The organism is Cellvibrio sp. QJXJ (assembly GCF_024452345.1).
In the GTDB taxonomy this organism is placed as follows: Bacteria; Pseudomonadota; Gammaproteobacteria; order Pseudomonadales; family Cellvibrionaceae; genus Cellvibrio.
In genome coordinates this window covers 2,628,711-2,646,854 of record NZ_CP101662.1, presented here as the reverse complement: position 1 = coordinate 2,646,854, position 18,144 = coordinate 2,628,711, and the positions used below count along the sequence as shown (strand labels likewise).

The 18,144-nt window shown below is 48.6% G+C and carries 12 protein-coding genes; 9 read left to right on the top strand and 3 right to left on the bottom strand.

From position 1 onward, the window contains the following. Window positions 1-5: 5 nt before the first annotated feature. From NNX04_RS11485 to NNX04_RS11470, 4 genes are read left to right on the top strand one after another with little or no spacing between them, the layout of a single operon-like run. A complete protein-coding gene (locus NNX04_RS11485; RefSeq protein ID WP_261945829.1) occupies window positions 6-1,076 on the top strand; it encodes a PilW family protein in 1,071 nt (356 codons plus the stop codon). Window positions 1,077-1,101: 25 nt separating this feature from the next. Then, complete coding sequence (locus NNX04_RS11480) at window positions 1,102-1,647, top strand: pilus assembly PilX family protein (RefSeq protein WP_261945828.1); 546 nt, start codon at window positions 1,102-1,104, stop codon at window positions 1,645-1,647. Beyond that, a complete protein-coding gene (locus NNX04_RS11475; protein WP_261945827.1) occupies window positions 1,637-6,124 on the top strand; it encodes a pilus assembly protein in 4,488 nt (1,495 codons plus the stop codon). The genes NNX04_RS11480 and NNX04_RS11475 overlap by 11 nt, the downstream gene beginning before the upstream one ends. A gap of 9 nt (window positions 6,125-6,133) precedes the next feature. After that, on the top strand, window positions 6,134-6,583 hold the full coding sequence (locus tag NNX04_RS11470; RefSeq protein WP_261945826.1) for a type IV pilin protein: 450 nt from the start codon (window positions 6,134-6,136) through the stop codon (window positions 6,581-6,583). Between the two features lie 98 nt (window positions 6,584-6,681). Here NNX04_RS11470 and NNX04_RS11465 read toward each other — a convergent pair whose 3' ends face one another. After that, window positions 6,682-8,097 (bottom strand): sigma-54-dependent transcriptional regulator, encoded by a 1,416-nt coding sequence (locus tag NNX04_RS11465; RefSeq protein WP_261945825.1) that lies wholly within the window; start codon window positions 8,095-8,097, stop codon window positions 6,682-6,684. A 43-nt stretch (window positions 8,098-8,140) separates the two neighbouring features. Next, complete coding sequence (locus tag NNX04_RS11460; RefSeq protein ID WP_261945824.1) at window positions 8,141-9,802, bottom strand: sensor histidine kinase; 1,662 nt, start codon at window positions 9,800-9,802, stop codon at window positions 8,141-8,143. A 258-nt stretch (window positions 9,803-10,060) separates the two neighbouring features. Here NNX04_RS11460 and NNX04_RS11455 point away from each other — a divergent pair, with 258 nt between their 5' ends. Then, complete coding sequence (locus tag NNX04_RS11455) at window positions 10,061-11,689, top strand: NAD+ synthase (protein ID WP_261945823.1); 1,629 nt, start codon at window positions 10,061-10,063, stop codon at window positions 11,687-11,689. 84 nt (window positions 11,690-11,773) lie between these two features. Here NNX04_RS11455 and NNX04_RS11450 read toward each other — a convergent pair whose 3' ends face one another. Next, on the bottom strand, window positions 11,774-12,679 hold the full coding sequence (locus NNX04_RS11450) for an outer membrane protein assembly factor BamD (RefSeq protein ID WP_261945822.1): 906 nt from the start codon (window positions 12,677-12,679) through the stop codon (window positions 11,774-11,776). 162 nt (window positions 12,680-12,841) lie between these two features. Between NNX04_RS11450 and rluD the strand changes: the two genes are divergently transcribed. The 4 genes from rluD to clpB all read left to right on the top strand — a co-directional run bounded on the left by rluD (window position 12,842) and on the right by clpB (window position 18,076). Continuing rightward, a complete protein-coding gene (gene rluD / locus NNX04_RS11445) occupies window positions 12,842-13,807 on the top strand; it encodes a 23S rRNA pseudouridine(1911/1915/1917) synthase RluD (RefSeq protein WP_151054400.1) in 966 nt (321 codons plus the stop codon). After that, window positions 13,800-14,591: a peptidoglycan editing factor PgeF gene (pgeF, locus tag NNX04_RS11440; protein ID WP_151054398.1), complete on the top strand. Its 792-nt coding sequence runs from the start codon at window positions 13,800-13,802 to the stop codon at window positions 14,589-14,591. Before rluD ends, pgeF begins: the two co-directional genes overlap by 8 nt. A 135-nt stretch (window positions 14,592-14,726) precedes the next feature. Next, window positions 14,727-15,230 (top strand): DUF4870 domain-containing protein, encoded by a 504-nt coding sequence (locus tag NNX04_RS11435; RefSeq protein WP_007640219.1) that lies wholly within the window; start codon window positions 14,727-14,729, stop codon window positions 15,228-15,230. Window positions 15,231-15,418: 188 nt separating this feature from the next. Then, complete coding sequence (clpB, locus tag NNX04_RS11430) at window positions 15,419-18,076, top strand: ATP-dependent chaperone ClpB (RefSeq protein ID WP_007640221.1); 2,658 nt, start codon at window positions 15,419-15,421, stop codon at window positions 18,074-18,076. The last annotated feature ends 68 nt before the right edge of the window (window positions 18,077-18,144 follow it).

Genomic DNA, 18,144 nt, shown 5'->3' with positions numbered 1-18,144 from the left:
GATCTATGAAGAAGCAGAAAGGTTTATCACTGATTGAGCTCATGATTGCCATCACATTGGGTTTGATTTTGATCACCGGTGTGTTGCAAGTATTTATCTCCAGCAAAACGGTTTACACAACCCAGCAAGCGCTGTCCCGCATACAAGAAACTGGGCGCTTGGCTATCGATTTTTTGGCGCGCGATATTCGCATGGCCGGTTATATGGGATGTGCTACGCGCTCATCGGAAATGAAAGTAAGCAATATGCTCAATAACAGCTCCAGTTATAAATATGATTTCAATACGGCCATCATGGGCTACACCGCAGGGACTTTGCCTGTTGGCCATGGATTGGTTCCTGCACCAAAGGTGAATACCGATTTATTTGTGTTGCGCGGTGCTTATGGTTCGGGTGTTTCCGTTACTAAAAATAATATGTCTGGAACATTGTTTGCCAACAACACAGGCATAGAGGATGGTGCATGCTCTGACGGTGGTGATCGTGTGAGTGGTATTTGCGAAGGTGATATTTTGGTGGTCACTGATTGTACCAAGGCTCGTGTTTTCCAAGTGGTGAATCTTCAGACCGTTCAGGGGAGTACCGAAATGAATGTCGTTCACAGTGGGAATAATAGTTACTCACCCGGCAATGCTAATGCCAGTTGGGGGGGGAACTCCGGTAGTGACGACGAAAAGTTCAAACCGGGTTCAGAAATTTTATCTGCTACAAACGTTACCTATTTTATTGCCGATGGTACCTCGGGTCGCCCTAGTCTTTGGCAAAACATCAATGGTGTGAACCTTGAGTTGTTGGAAGGTGTAGAGGATATGAGTGTCCGCTACGGGGTAGATAGCAATGAAGACTATGTACCTGATAATTATCGATTGGCGGGTGAAATTATCAATGTGGCGGATTGGGAAAAAGTGGTTGCTTTGCGCGTTGAGCTATTGGTCGCCAGTATTGATGATGGTGTACTCCCGGAAATGCAGAAATATAGCTTTGAAGGTGTAGACAATATAGAGCCGGATCCAGCGGATAGACGTTTACGCCAAGTTTTTAGCACGACAATTGGTATTCGCAGTCGCTCTTTTTAAAACAAATTAGGTTCTGGACATGCTTATGAAACCGCAAACAATTGTTATCAAGCAGCAAACTGGTGCCGTGCTTATTGTCGGCTTGGTGCTCCTGCTGATCCTCACCGTGATTGGTCTTGCCTCAATTCGCGGCAGCGATTTACAAGAGCGTATGGCGGGCAATATGCGCGATAGAAATATTGCGTTCCAGTCTGCTGAGGCTGCCTTGCGGCGCGGTGAGGCCAAGCTTAGTTCGGGATTGTTGCCCAGTTTTACCGGGAGTGAAATCGGTTATTGGCCAGATTTAAATAAACAACCGGCGCTCAAGACGCGACCAACAACTTGGGATAAAGACGAATGGGAAGCTAACAGTGTGTTGTTGCCGGACGATACCGTGAGTGGTGTAGTTGAGCAGCCTCGCTATACCATCGAAAAGGTAATAGTTACCGGGCTTGCTGCTAGTCAAGGTAGTGCGGTCGATCACGAAAGCTTGGAAAAAATGAATGAGGCTGAATATTTCCGTATCACCTCCCGAGCGCTTGGTTTAACGGAAGACACCGAAGTGATTTTGCAAACTACTTTTGCTCGCTAACTATTTATTTATGCGTTGGAGAATATCATTCATGCGAATTTCTAATCTATTTGCCAAATTGCATAAACACGCTTTGATTGCTCTTTCGGCGGGCAGTGTGGCTTTGGCTGTTACACATTCTGCACAGGCTGAGCCTTTTCAGATGCCGCTCTTTCTTGTGTCACAAGTAAAGCCGGTAACCATGTTAAATATGTCGCGAGATCATCAATTATTTTTCAAGTTATATGATGATTATTCTGATATTACCGATAGCAGGGCAACCATAAATAACGTAGTGAATGCCAATTATGGTAAAGACCCTGATGGCGCCCCTGATACAACTTATGTACATGGCTTTGATTATTACGGCTACTTTGATAGCTATAAGTGTTATACATACAGCACAACGGATAACCGTTTTAATCCCGCCTCTTTTGCTGCTAACAAATATTGTAATTCCTCGGCGTCCAATCAGTGGAGTGGAAATTTCCTCAACTGGGCATCCATGACCCGAGTTGATGCAATTCGCAAGATGCTTTACGGCGGAATGCGTTTTATTGACACTACTTCGGCTACAGTATTAGAGCGTGCATATTTACCAACCGATGCGCACTCTTTTGCCAAATACTATGCAGGAGCTGATCTGCCACAGCTTACGCCTTTCGCGGTTAATACCGGCTCAACAGTGGCAAGGGAGCAAGGCATCACCATTTGTAATACTTCTGACCCCGGTACTGCGACCCTCTCACAGGCGGCAACAAGTACTGCTGGTGCTCGGCCTTTACTCCTCGTTGCACGTGGCAACTATAGTCTTTGGGCAAGTAACGAGCGCTGGCAGTGCCGTTGGCAATCTTCGATAAATGATACAAGTGTTGGCGTAAACGGAAACAGCTCCGCTCTTAGTGGAATAGATGCCTATTCCGACAGCCCAATTGATGCTCATAAGTTGGGCACAGGCTCTGCAGCGGGGGAATATGTGGCGAGAGTTTCAGTGTGCGTTACTAACCTCCTGGCGTTGAGCGCAGACAAAAATAATGAAAAGTGCCTTGGTTATGCGGGTGACACAGTCTACAAACCGACTGGCTTGCTGCAAGAGTATGCAAGTACCCAGCATTTTGGGTTAATTACGGGCTCTTACGGTAAAAATAAATCCGGCGGGGTGTTGCGCAAGCAGGTTGGTTCAATTACCGATGAAATCAATTCAAACGGTATTTTCCAGGTTCCTACCGGCGGCAAAAGCATTATTAAAACCTTGGACTCCTTGAGAATATATGGCTATCGCTATGGACAGGGGCTTGGTCTCTATCACAACAACAGCCACGTAGTGAATACGCCAGGTGCTTCCCAGAATGATGGTTGCTTATGGGGTACCAGCAGCTTCAGTAATGGTCAGTGTGTTAACTGGGGCAACCCTCAAGCTGAAATTTACCTTGAATCACTGCGCTATTTAAGCGGTACCGCCTCTCCGCAATTTGATTCGGATGACTCAGCGTTTATTCCTGGACTAGATAGGGTTGCTACCTGGGTAGACCCTATCACTCCAGCACCTGCCGGAAATTACTGTGCGCCAATTAATATTATCCAGTTTGATGCATCCATGACGTCTTATGATTCTGACAATCTGGATAATGTTCCTGCAACGATAGGCGACCTGGATACAGCAACTAACTTTATTGGTACATCGGAGAGTATTCATAACAATAGTTACTTTGTCGGTGAAAATGGAACCAATAATAATCAGTTGTGTACACCAAAATTGATCACCAGTCTGGCCTCTGTCAAAGGCTCATGCCCCGAGGCACCGCGGCTGGAAGGAAGCTATAAAATCGCAGGTTTGGCTCACAAAGCTCGCTCTGCTGGTATAGGTTCAGACCGCAAGAAACCAAAAACATATGGGGTATCACTGGCGGCAGCTGTACCAAACGTTGTCGTACCCGTGCCTGGCTCGACTCAGAAAATATCTATATTGCCTGCTTGTAGAAATATCGATTTTTCTCCAAACGGCAACTGTGCAATTGTTGATTTCAAAGTGGTTTCCCAGATTTCTGATTCAGCAACCGAAAACTCAGGAAAGCTTTATGTTAGCTGGGAGGATACGGAGCAAGGTGGTGATTATGATCAGGATATGTGGGGAGTAATTGATTATAAAATCACAGCAAATAAGGTTACTGTGACTACAGATGTAGTGGCTGAATCTACCATATACGACATGGGTTTCGGTTACATCATTGGCGGAACCACTAATGATGGCTTTCATGTTCACTCTGGGATTGAAGGTTTCTCAAGCGGTGATTGTGTAAATTGTCAAACCGGTGATACCGCGACATCTAAACAATTCACCGTTGGAACTTCCAATGCGAAGCTCCTGGAGCCGGCATTAAAATATGCAGCCAAGTGGGGTGGCTACAAAAACGATAACGCCACTGCTGCGAGTATTGCTACCTCAAATCCAGAAACTTATTTCAAAGCTGTTGACCCTCGCAAGTTAGAGGAGAGTCTTCGTGCAGTTTTTGATGCTCTTTCAAGAACAGGGTCCTCTACAACCGTAGCCTCCAACTCTACCCGTATCGATTCTGATACCAATATCTTTCAGGCGTTGTTTGATAGCCGTGATTGGAGTGGTAGTTTGCAGGCATTTCCAATAAAGGATGATGGCACTATAGACGCAGCCAATAAAGCCTGGGATACAAACGATACTCTGAAGCCAAGTGAAAATATTTCGCGGAATATCTATACCTACAATGGTACAGCTGCTGTAGCACTTACTGCTTCTGGTTTTGATACAGCCCCTACAGCTCTGCGCAATGCATTCAAGTTAGCCGCGGAAGCGGATTACACCAAAGCGACTTTGCGTTATCAGTGGTTAATTGGTAAGCCCATAGAGAGCTTGCGCCCTCGCACTTATTTATTGGGCGATATTATTAATTCTGATCCTGCTTACGCCGGCGCAAACAATCAGCGTTACAATCTATTACCCGCTGCTTATGGGGCATCTACATATGAAAATTATTTGTTGGGCACAGAAGATCCAAGTGATTCGCCAGGTAAAGCGGAGAGAACCAAAGCGGTATTTGTTGGCGCTAACGACGGTATGCTGCATGCTTTCAATGCAGCCAATGGGCAGGAATTGTTTGCATTCATTCCTCGCGGCGTTTACAGCAAGCTAGCGTCTCTCTCAAAGACAGACTACCAACATGCTTACACTGTTGATGGTCCTGTCTACGTTGGTGATGTCTTTATTGAGCACAATGGCGTCAAAACCTGGCGCACTCTGGTAGGCGGAACTCTGGGGGCTGGTGGGCGTGGTGCGTATTTGCTTGATGTTACTGATGTGCTGAATGGATCCAGTAACGCCCCGAGAGTGATCTTTGACATTTATGCTGGAGACTCCAATCCGCTACTCAGTAATGACTTGGGTTACAGCACGTCCAAAATGTTGATCGTACCAACGGCGGATGAAAGTTGGACGGCAATTTTTGGTAATGGCACCGAGAGTGTGAATGGTATTGCCAAGTTGATTGCTATCAATGTTCAAAATCCAAGTGTCTTCAACGCCATAACAACCAAAAATACTATTACTGGTAATGGCCTTTCGGGTGCAGCTTTACTGCCGAATGGTGATGGTGTGAGCACTTATGCGTATGCCGGTGACATAAAGGGAAATATGTGGAAATTTGATCTAACAAGTTCTAATCAAAGCCAGTGGAAAGCAAGTTTTAATGGAAATCCGTTGATCAAAGTAATCGATGGAAGTGGTAACCCGCAGCCCATTACCGGCACTCCAACGTTGGGTCGTAACGCTAAAAAAATGGTTGGTAATGGTGCTAATGCTGTTCCATCGGTAATGGTGTACTTTGGTACTGGTAGGTATTCGGAGTTGAATGACTTGAGTAGCCTTGCAGTGCAAAGTATCTACGCGATTGCTGATACGAATAACGCAATTTCGTTGACGGTGGCGAATCGCAATTCTGTTCTAGTTCGGAAAAGTATTGATACTGAATCAGCCACCCAGAGAACCGTTTCTCCTGATGCGACCACTGTGACAACATTAAACGGAGTAACCACTGAAACGCCAGCAGTTGATTGGACTTCATCGACTCCCTCACGGAGCGGTTGGTATTTGGATCTTATATTCTCAAATATAGCCAAGGGTGAGCGTGTAATTGCCAAACCGTTGTTATTATTTGATCGCTTGATTGTTAACACATTTATCCCAGAAGCTTACCAATGCTCCAATGGTGGCTCTGGATGGTTGATGGAATTAACGGGCGTTGGTGACAGATTTATTGGTTTAACGGTGCTAAAAAATAACAAGAATGGTCGTTTGCTCGAACCTATTGTAGGTGACCTGTTGCCGATCATGTCTGGAGAAAATGTATTTATTGTTGGTAGTAGCTTAACGTCAGAGGCTGAAAATCCAGGCTCCGCGCTTGAGGTTTTTGAGGGGCAGGCGGGCGCAGGCTCTCGCGGTCGCATGTCCTGGCGTCAAATAAAATAAGGGGTTTTTATGCGCAAAGATGTTAGTGGTTTTACCTTGATTGAGTTGATGATAGGGGTGGCGATTATTGGCATTCTTGCTGGTATTGCTTATCCCTCTTATTTGAAACAAGTGCAAAAAAGCAATCGCTCGGATGCAAAGGTCGCATTGAGTGATGTGGCCCAACGCCTGCAGCGCTGCTTCACTGCTCATGGTCGGTATAATCCTGCTCCTGGAACTTGCACCGTGGTAGATGAGATACAGGGCGCAGGAGGAATTACTTCTACAGAAGGTTTTTATTCTGTGCGCATCGCGGCTGCGGGAGATTTGGCTGCTGCGACTTATTTGCTGACGGCAACGCCAGTTGCCGGTGGGCGTCAAGATAGCGATGACGACTGCGACCGATTTACTCTTAATCAGCTTGGTGTAAGAGCGGCCTTTACATCAGGTAATGCGGATAATACAGATAATTGTTGGTAGCTTTAGTTATCCATTTAGCTTAAAACTACCTTTATAGAAGCGCTGCAGGTAAAACAGTGGCGCTTTTTATTGAATAATAGCTTCCTTCTCCCCCGCTTTTACTCATCATCCAATCCCAGCTTTTGCAGCCGGTACCTCAGCGAGCGAAAGCTGATTCCCAAATGTTTTGCCGCGAGTGTTTTGTTCCACTTGGCTTGTTCCAGGGCGTGACAGAGAATTTCTTTTTCAACATCTTGCAGATATTCATCCAGTGATGAGTACTCTGCGCAGCGAGCTGGATAGTCAACGCCTATGCGTTCCTGCTGATTGGTTTTGTTGCCGTTAAAGTTGCTGCTAAATGATTTTTCAGCCGCAAAGGATAAGCCTTGCGCTGCACTGCGCAGTTGCAAATCATCTGCATCAATCCGATTGCTTTCACACAGTGTAAATGCGCGCTCAAGAATATTTTCCAGCTCACGCACATTGCCGGGGAAGTGGTAATTGTTTAGTGCGTTTTGTGCTGCTGGTGAAATACTGGGGCTAGGCAAATTTATTTCGGTGGCGAGTTTTCGCAGCAAGTGTTGGGTGAGTAGGGGAATGTCTTCCCGTCGCTCACGCAGCGGGGCGACTGCTAATTGAATTACATTCAGGCGGTAAAATAAGTCCTGACGAAAACGTCCTTCTTTGACCTCTTCTTCAAGATTTTTATGAGTCGCACATAAAATACGAACATCGGTATTAATTTCTTCCGCCGCACCCACGGGGCGAACCGATTTCTCCTGAATGGCGCGCAGAAGTTTGACTTGCATGTCCAGCGGTAAATCGGCGACTTCATCGAAAAATAATGTGCCGCCCTCGGCTGCTTGGAACAAACCAATTTTGTCTTGATGCGCGCCGGTGAAGCTGCCTTTTTTGTGACCAAAAAATTCGCTCTCCATCAATTCGCGCGGTATCGCGCCGCAGTTGACGGCGATAAACGGATTGTTGGCGCGCGGCCCCAGGTCGTGAATAGAGTGGGCGACTAATTCCTTTCCTGAGCCTGATTCACCGCTGATATAAACCGGCGCTTGCGAGCGGGCTAATTTTTCAATACTGCGGATTAAATCCTGAATTGCTTTTGAGTCACCAATAATTGGTGTGAGTTTGGGGACTGGTTGTGGTGCTAACTGGCTGGCTTCAATTGCCGTATTCACCAGTTTGCGCAAGGTGGCGAGATTCACCGGTTTGGAAATGAAATCAAACGCCCCTGCTTTCATGGATTCTATCGCGGCATCCACACTGCCGTGAGCAGTAATCACCGCTACAGGGAGCTGTGGGTAACGCTGTTGAATGAGTTCAACAATCTCCAAGCCTTTGCCGTCGGGCAGGCGCATATCGGTCAAGCATAAATCATATTGGTGATTGGCCAACATTTGTTTGGCGTTGGCAACTGAGTCTGCGGTGTCGGTGCAAATTTGCATGCGACCGAGCGTAATTTCCAACAGTTCACGGATGTCCGGTTCGTCATCGATAATTAGAGCGCGTTTTTCTGTCATTTGTTATTGCTCGCAAACGGCATTCAAGAAAGTGTTATTCAAGTTAGGAAGCTTTATCAGGGTGGGCGAGTTGTAAGTGAAAACAACTTTCACCCTGCGGTGTGCGCTTGTAGGAAATGATTGCCTGATTGGCTTCGCATAGCTCTTTGCAAATATAAAGCCCTAAACCGGAGCCAGTGTTTTCGGTGGTAAAAAATGGCTCGAACAAATGCTTGATGTTTTCATCACTAATGCCAGGGCCATAATCAATCACACGAATATAGGGTTGGTGTTGGCTGATGTCCACCCCAATTTCCAGGCGTAAATCAGGGCGCCCGGTTTTTTTATTGCTATAGCGCAGTCCGTTGTCGCACAGGTTACTTAGCACTTGAGTCAATTGGCTGGTGTCGAACTTGGCTTCCAGCGCTCCATCACTATTTACAGTGCCTGTGCCATTGTTACGATTATTGCGCAGATTTTTCTCCAGTAACGCAATTTCCAATTGCGGGCCATTAGTCTTACTCGCCTTATAGTCGTTGATAAAAGTTGGAATCCATTCCCGCAAGTTAATCGGTAAGGTTTGTGTTGGCCGACGGCGGGAGAGCTGCAAAATATTTTCAATAATTTGGTTCACGCGCGTGCTGTGATTGTTGATGATATCGAGCAGTCGCACATCGCTCTGTGGCAGCTGCGGTGACTCTGCCAGTAATTGACTGGCGTGGCTAATGGCGCCGAGTGGATTGCGAATTTCATGGGCGATACTGGCGGTTAATCGCCCCAGCGATGCCAGTTTCAATTGTTGTGCCTGTTGATTGAGCGAGCGCACATCTTCCAAAAAGATTAATACTTCATTGGTTTTGTCGGCTTCAAGGTAGGCAAAGTTGACTTTAATTTCATTGCTGGTTTCACCTTCAATTTTTAAAAAAGGTGAGTGATCGCTGCTATTGCGCTGCCAGGATTGGTGTTTTTTATAGAGGTCGGGAAACTGACTGAGTGGAATATTCTCAACACTGTCGCTGTTGATGCCTAGCAGTTTGAGAGCTGCATGGTTGTGTAATTCAATAGTCAGTTGGTTGTTGAGTACCAATATCCCTGTGCGCATTCTTTCGACAATCAGCTGCGCCAGTTTTTGCAAATGCGCCGCCTGTTTGGCTTGGCTTTCAGCTTCGGCATAGGAGAGGCGGATTTTTTTCGTGAGATGTTGAAATAGGAGTGCGGTAAGAAAGGCGAGGGCACTGAGTGTGCCCGAGGTAAATACCGCTTTGTTGTCTTGCGTGAGAATAATAAATCGATAGGCTCCTTCGCTAATCACGACAATCGTGGTGATGGCTGCGAGGAAGAATGATATACGCTCGCGCAACATAATGCCGCCGGCCGCAATCGCAATCAGTAGCAAATAACCCAAACCGCTGGTCGCACCACCGCTGGCATGCATCAACAAACTGATAGCGATTACATCGATCAGCAGTGAGCTAAAGAGTTTGGTTTGTGAGGGCGCGTATTTAACCCGCCACATCACAATCAGGGTCATAAAGTTAATCGCGGTGTAACCGATGGAGCTGTAGAAAAAGAGCTGCGGATTGTCGTTCCCCAGAATTTTCGGGGCAAACTCGATTTGGAACATCAACAACAATACGCTACCGAGCAGGGTGCGGTAATAGGTATAGATACGCAGCAGGTCGTAGGGGTTATAGCCCTGTGGGCTGGCGAGCGGCGCGTGGGACATGATGTATGGAGGTTCCTTTTTCGGTAGCTGACAAAATCCGCTTGGCTTTAACGGTTTATTTCACGGACAATGCACGTCTGTAACAATTGAACCTGAATGAGCGTGTCATCTTGCTGGTGGCGCACAAGTGGATTGTCAGGTTCGGTGCGAGTGCGCTAATTCTGCCATTTTTCCATAACTTCTGCTGCCGCCCCTGACAGTTATTCGCACGATATTATCGCGTCAGTTTTTTTTACTCTTTGATAATCATGAATTCCTATGTCGCATTTATATTTGACGCTTGCCCAAATTAATACCTTGGTTGGGGATATTCCCGGTAATACCGCCAAGGTATTGGCCTCTGCCCGCGCTGCGCTGGCACAAGGACCGGTGGATGCGGTGATATTTCCCGAACTAACCCTCACGGGCTATCCACCTGAAGATTTACTGCTGCGCCCGAGTTTGGATTTGCGTATTGAGCGCGCACTTAACGAAATTATTGCTGCCAAGCTGCCTGTGGCGTTGATTGTGGGCTATCCGCGCAGCAAAAATGGCCAGCTATTCAATATGGCGGGTGTCATTGCTGATGGCCAGTTGATCGCGGAATATGCCAAGCAGCAGTTACCGAACTACCAGGTATTTGATGAAAAACGCTATTTTGCTGCGGGGGATTCCGCCGTTGTTTTCAACTTAAAAGGGGTCCCGACGGCGCTCAGTGTGTGTGAGGATATTTGGTATCCGCAACCTATGGCACAGGCCAAAGCCGCAGGTGCGCAGTTGATGATTAGTCTCAACGCATCACCTTACCATCAGCGTAAACAGCTTGAGCGCGAAGCCATAGTTGCGCAGCGCGCCCGCGAGGGGGCGATGCCGGTTGTTTACGCCAATTTGGTCGGTGGGCAGGACGAGTTAGTGTTTGATGGTGGCTCAGTGGTGGTGGACGCCAGTGGTGCAACCCAATTCCGTGCGCCAGCGTTTGATGAAGGTGATTTCCCGGTGGTGCTCGATTGCAGTAGCACTGGCGTTGCTGTATCTCCCCAATCGCTCGCACCTATTCCCGAGAATACAGCTGCTGTATATCAGGCGCTGGTGCTGGGTATGCGCGATTATGTCAATAAAAATCGCTTCCAAGGCGTGGTGCTGGGTTTATCCGGCGGTATCGATTCCGCATTAACCCTGGCGATGGCGGTGGATGCATTGGGCGCTGACCGTGTCGAAGCCGTGATGATGCCCTTTCGCTACACCTCTGACCTGAGTAAAAACGATGCAGCCGATGAAGCTGCTCGGCTCGGTGTGCGCTACAGCTCAATCAGTATTGAGCCCATGTACGAAGCCTTTATGGCAGCACTCAGTGATGAGTTTGCGGGCACCAAACGTGATACTACCGAGGAGAATCTGCAGGCGCGCTGTCGCGGTGTATTGTTGATGGCAATTTCCAACAAAAAAGGTTGCCTGGTACTGACTACCGGCAATAAAAGTGAAATGGCGGTGGGTTACTCCACACTGTACGGCGACATGGCTGGTGGTTTTGATGCGCTGAAAGATGTGCCTAAAACCCTGGTGTTTGCGCTGTCGCGCTATCGCAATACCCTTAGCCCGGTAATCCCCGAGACGGTGATCACCCGTCCACCCTCAGCGGAGTTGGCGCCTGATCAAAAAGACGAAGACAGCCTGCCACCCTACGATGTGCTCGACCGTATTCTGGAACTTTATGTGGAACAGGACTTTAGCGCGGAAGCGATTATCTGTGAGGGTTTTGTGCGTGAGCAGGTAGAGCGTGTAGTGCGCTTGGTGGATATCAACGAATACAAGCGTCGTCAGGCGCCGGTGGGAGTGCGTATTAGCCAGCGCGGTTTTGGTCGCGATCGCCGCTACCCGATCACCTCGGGCTGGAAATTGGGTGATTAGGTAATCATCGTTAATCGTAAAAACAATAAAGGCCGCAGTGCGGCCTTTATTATCTGGCTTTATGACTCTGGTGTGGCGCGTTAATTAGTTGGCGCGCGCAACACTAGTATCGGGTCTTTTGAATTGCGGGTCGTATAGGGCGCGGGTATCAAAACCGGTAATGTCATCTTTGCTGAATAGACCAAGAGTCAGGTAGGCGAGCCAGCGTGAACGACCATTGTTGAACATGTACTCCTGATCAAAGCGGCCGTTGTTATCCAGTGCCGGGTAATCTGCGTAGTTGAGCTTAAGGATTTCCAGCATTTCCTCTGCCTGGCTATCCATCTTCATCAGGTAATAACCCTGCACCATGACTGCCAATGCATCAGGAATGGCCGGGGTTTGCGGGAAATTTTCCAGTACATAGCGGCCGCGTGCTACCGCTGCCAGATAGGCACCGCGCTTGAAGTAATAGTTAGCGACGTGAATTTCATAGCGCGCCAAGTGGTTGCGCAGGTGTAACATGCGCTTCTTGGCATCGGCGGCGTAGGCGCTATCGGGAAAACGATTGAGTAATTGGGTAAAATTGGCGAGTGATTCCCGCGCCGCGCCCGGGTCACGTTTAGACGTATCCACCGGCATCACCCGCTCAAACATGCCTTTATCTTTGGTAAAGGAGCTCATGCCCAGCATGTAGTAGGCATAATCAACATTGCGATGTTGGGGGTGCAAGCGAATAAAACGGTTGGCGGTGGCGATGGCTGCATCGGGTTCACCCGAGCTGTACTGGGCGTAGATCAGCTCCAATTGCGCCTGTTCTGCATAGGTGCCAAAGGGAAAGTTTTCTTCGAGCGAGTTAAGGTTCCGAATGGCGGATTCCCACTGGCTGCGTTCAAGTTGCTGTTCGGCGGCATTGTACAAATCCGCTTCGGTGGTGTATTCGGGCTCTTTGGAGGAGCAGGCAGTCAGCAATACCAGGGTGCTGAGCATCAAACAGGGCAGGACGCGCATAGGGTTATAGACTCTTATCTCAATAAACAAAGGCCCCTTTGGCGGGGCAGGGTATTTAAACACAGAGCTTGGCGGATACCAATCTGGCAGCAAGAAAAGCTCCCAATTTCCGGTTTTTGGCAAATCATCAGTAGCCAGAAACACATCACTAGAGGTTTTTTAATGAAAGATGTTTTTGACCTGAGCGCACAGGTGCCGATCCAGATGAGCGGCATGCGCTTCGACCAGATCGCCTCCGAGTTGTTCCCTGACTTTTCCCGTTCGCGTTTGCAGAGCTGGATTAAAGACGGCCAACTCAAGGTGGATGGTCGCATCGCCAAGCCGAAAGACAAGTTGATCGGCGGCGAGCAGTTGGAATTAAAGGCGGAGCTTGAGGCTCAGGGCGAGTGGGAGCCGGAAGAGATTACGCTGGATATAGTTCATGAAGATGATGACCTGATTATCATCAATAAGCAGGCAGGCTTGGTGGTTCACCCGGCGGCGGGCAATTATACCGGTACGCTGGTGAATGCATTGCTCAACCATATTCCCGGGCTAATTAACCTGCCGCGCGCAGGCATAGTGCATCGTCTCGATAAAGAAACCACGGGTTTGATGGTGATTGCCAAAACCCTGGAAGCCCATACCGATCTGGTTGAGCAGTTGTCCGATCGCACTGTGAGCCGTGAATATGAAGCGGTGGCGGTAGGTGCGATGACCGGCGGAGGTACAGTGGATGCTCCCATGGGGCGTCACCCCATCCAGCGCAAGTTGATGGCTGTGCTCAGTGCTGGCGGTAAACGTGCAGTCACTCATTACCGTGTGGCCAAGCGCTACCCCCATCACACCCATATCCGCGTAAAACTGGAGACCGGGCGCACTCATCAAATTCGCGTTCACATGGCGCATATCGGCCACCCGCTGGTGGGCGATCAAACCTACGGCAACCGTTTTAAAATTCCCAAAGGCGCCAATCAGCATTTGATTGATACCCTCAAAGGTTTCCCGCGTCAGGCACTGCATGCGTTCAAGTTGGGGTTAGAGCACCCCGGCACCGGCGAGTACACCGAATGGACGGCGCCAATTCCGGAGGATTTCCGCAACCTCCTCGACGCGTTGAACAAGGGTTATATTCGCGACGATGAATAAACCGACGGGCAGCAACACGGAATCCTGGCATGCATTGGGGTGGATCGCACCGGATTGGCCAGCGCCAGCGAATGTGCGCAGCTGTATCACCACCCGTCATGGCGGAATTAGCCTGCCACCTTATGCGAGCAATAATCTCGGTTTGCATGTAGGTGATAATGCGCAGGCCGTCGCTCACAATCGCCAGCATTTGAGTGAACAGCTGGGCTTGTCGCAAAGCCCGCAATGGCTGGAGCAAATCCACGGCATAAAAGTGGTGGATGCGCAAAACGATGGTTTGGTGCGTACCGCCGACGGTAGCTATACCACCCAGCATGGGCTGACCTGTCTGGTGATGACGGCGGACTGTCTACCCATTTTGTTATGCGACAAGCAGGGCACTCAGGTAGCAGCCTTACATTGCGGTTGGCGCAGTTTGGCCGGCGGTATTTGTGAGCGTGGGTTGGATAAGTTCAGCGGTGCGCGCAGTGAGCTGCTTGCCTACCTCGGCCCGGCAATTTCACAGGCCCATTTTGAAGTAGGTATCGATGTGCTTGAGGCGTTTTTTACTGTAGCGCGTAATACCCTCCATGCCGATGAGATCGCCGCCGCATTTATTCCCGGTGCGCGCCCCTTACATTTTTATGCGGATATTTATGCACTGGCCCGCGCAGAACTCAACGCGTTGGGGGTGACCGCCATTTACGGTGGCGGCGACTGTACCTTTATTGAGGCGGAGCGTTTTTACTCCTATCGGCGCGACAAAACCACCGGACGCATGGCCAGCTTGATCTGGCTCGAATAAAAATAAGCATCTCGTGAATCTGTTTTGCTCCCTCGCTCGTCCAATGAGTTAATGGAGGATGTTTCAACCTGAGGCTATGCTGTTGACTCATCTGCCGTCCGCTTGTTCAACCAATTCATCATCAGGAGTTTTTTCATGGATCTCGAACAAATCGAAAAGCTGAATGACCTCAAACAAAAAGGATTAATCAGTGAAGAGGAGTATCAGCAAGCCAAAGCGCGAATTCTGGGTGGGCAAAACGACAAGGTTGTACAACCGCATACCATTTTGCAGACCAACAATTACGACTACGCCATGGTGTTACACCTCACCCAGTTTTGCTCCTGGTTGTTCCCCTTTTTGGGGTTGGTGGTACCGCTTATTATGTGGCAATCCAAAAAGGAAGATCCCTACGTGGATGAGCAGGGTAAGGTGGTCATGAACTGGGTATTCAGCTCGCTAATCTACGCCATCGTTTGTTTGATACTCTTTGTGGTGCTGATTGGCATCCCCATGCTGGCGGCACTGGCGATTTGTTCGGTGGTGTTCACTATTATGGGCGCGATGGATGCGAATAAAGGCGTTATTAAAAATTATCCACTTACCATCAAGTTTTTTGATGTGAATGAAACTCCGCGGGTGATTTCCCCTCCACTTTGATCCTCTGCACTGTTTGCTTAACACGCTTTTGAACTGATGTACTTTTGATTTAACGCAAATGGTTTCCATCTTGCCGCATTAAAACCTTCAAGCAGGTCGCCGCCTGCTTGAAATCACCTCGCTTGCCCCCACGTCTGCTTCAATCGAGTCACTGTCACGACCCGTTTTTTTATTCGCAGAGGTAAATCATGCGTATCGACCGTTTAACCAATCAATTGCAAGTTGCACTTTCCGATGCCCAGTCCATCGCGTTGGGGCAGGATCACAGCCAGCTGGATACCAGCCATTTACTGCTCGCCATGATCGACCAAAAAGGTGCGGCAAGTGTTCGTTCGCTACTCAGTCAAGCGGGTTTTGATGTCGCCGGTTTGCGTACCGCCTTAAATGAGTTGGTCGAGAATTTGCCGCAAATTAAAAACCCCACGGGCGAAGTGACTATGTCGCAAGATTTGATCAAGGTGCTCAACCTTGCCGATCGCCATGCGCAAAAAGTGGGTGATAAATTTGTCTCCAGCGATTCAGTACTACTGGTGTTAATGAGTGAAATGCAGGGCGCCGTTCCCGAGTTGCTGAAAAAATTCGGTAACGCCCAACGCTTGCAGCAGGCGATTCAGAAAGTACGCGGTGGTGAAAAAGTAGAGGACGCAGACTCCGAAGGCAATCGCCAAGCTTTGGAAAAATACACTGTGGATCTAACTGCACGCGCCGAAGAGGGCAAGCTCGATCCAGTCATTGGTCGCGACGATGAAATTCGCCGTACCATTCAAGTGCTGCAGCGCCGCACTAAAAATAATCCGGTGCTCATTGGTGAGCCGGGTGTGGGTAAAACTGCCATCGTAGAAGGCCTTGCCCAGCGCATCGTCAATGGCGAAGTGCCTGAAGGGTTGAAAAATAAACGCTTGCTGTCGCTCGACTTGGGTGGCTTGCTCGCCGGTGCAAAATTTCGCGGCGATTTTGAAGAGCGTTTGAAATCTGTCATCAATGAATTGAGCAAGCAAGAAGGGCGCGTCATTTTATTTATCGACGAAATCCATACCATGGTTGGCGCCGGTAAAGCCGAAGGTGCGATGGATGCGGGCAATATGTTAAAGCCAGCGCTGGCGCGCGGTGAATTGCATTGCGTGGGTGCAACTACGCTCGATGAATATCGCAAATACATTGAAAAAGATGCTGCACTTGAGCGTCGCTTTCAAAAAGTACAAGTGGATGAACCGAATGAGTCCGATACCATCGCCATTCTGCGCGGGTTGAAAGAGCGCTATGAAGTTCACCACGGTGTGGACATTACGGATTCCGCCATTATTGCCGCAGCAAAATTATCCCAGCGCTACATTACCGATCGTCAATTGCCCGATAAAGCCATCGATTTAATTGATGAAGCGGCGAGTCGTATCCGGATGGAAATTGATTCCAAACCGGAAGAAATGGATCGCCTTGAACGCCGCTTAATTCAATTTAAAATTGAACGCGAAGCGGTGAGAAAAGATGAAGATGAAGCGAGCAAAAAACGCTTGGCGAAACTCGATCAGGATATTGATAAGTTCGAGCGTGAGCTAAACGATTTGGAAGAAATATGGCGCGCCGAAAAAGCCGCGCTGCAGGGGTCGCAGGAAATAAAAAGTCAATTAGAGCAGGCGCGTCTGGAGTTGGAAGAAAAACGCCGCAAAGGCGATTTGGCGCGTATGTCAGAACTTCAATATGGCATTATTCCGCAGCTTGAAAAACAATTGGACATGGCCGGTCAAGCAGAAATGATGGAAATGAAACTGCTGCGCAATAAGGTTACCGAAGAAGAAATTGCCGAAGTGGTTTCCAAGTGGACCGGTATTCCCGTATCCAAAATGCTGGAGGGTGAGCGCGATAAATTATTGCGCATGGAGGAGGCATTACACAAACGTGTTATCGGTCAACACGAAGCGGTAGTTGCTGTTGCCAATGCCGTACGCCGCTCCCGCGCCGGGCTTTCGGATGCCAATCGTCCCAATGGTTCGTTTTTATTTTTAGGCCCAACCGGTGTGGGTAAAACCGAGTTGTGTAAATCGCTGGCGGAGTTTTTGTTTGACACGGCCGATGCCATGGTGCGGATTGATATGTCGGAATTCATGGAAAAACATTCGGTAGCGCGTTTAATTGGCGCGCCACCGGGTTATGTCGGTTATGAAGAGGGTGGCTATTTAACGGAAGCGGTGCGCCGCAAACCCTATTCGGTATTGTTGCTGGATGAGGTGGAAAAGGCGCATCCGGACGTATTTAATATTTTGTTGCAAGTATTGGATGACGGCCGCTTAACTGATGGTCAAGGGCGCACGGTAGACTTCCGCAATACGGTGATTGTGATGACCTCCAACTTGGGTTCTGATCGCATTCAGGAGCTGGCAGAAGACCGCTCGTTTGATACCGTGAGTTTTGATACCTCGGTGAGTGAAGACATGAATAACTCACTCAATAATGAAAATCGCTACAACGCCATGAAAGATGCAGTGATGGAGGTAGTGGGCAGCCATTTTCGCCCGGAATTTATCAACCGTATCGATGAAGTGGTGGTATTTCATCCGCTGGGTCGCGAACAAATTCGCGGCATTGCCGACATCCAATTGGAATTGTTGCGCAAACGTTTGGGGGAGCGCGAATTGAGTCTGGAGTTGGATGATGCAGTGATGAATAAACTTGCCAATGTCGGTTTCGATCCGGTCTATGGTGCACGCCCGCTAAAACGCGCTATCCAGCAGCTGATTGAAAACCCGCTAGCGCAGGATATTCTCAGTGGTAAATTTATGCCCGGCGCAATCATTCACGGTAAATTATTAGGCGATAAAATTGTGTTTGATCCAAAGCGTTTAAATTGATTTGGAATACTCTTGTGTCTGAATAAAAAAACGGCCATCAAATAATTGATGGCCGTTTTTTATGTCCA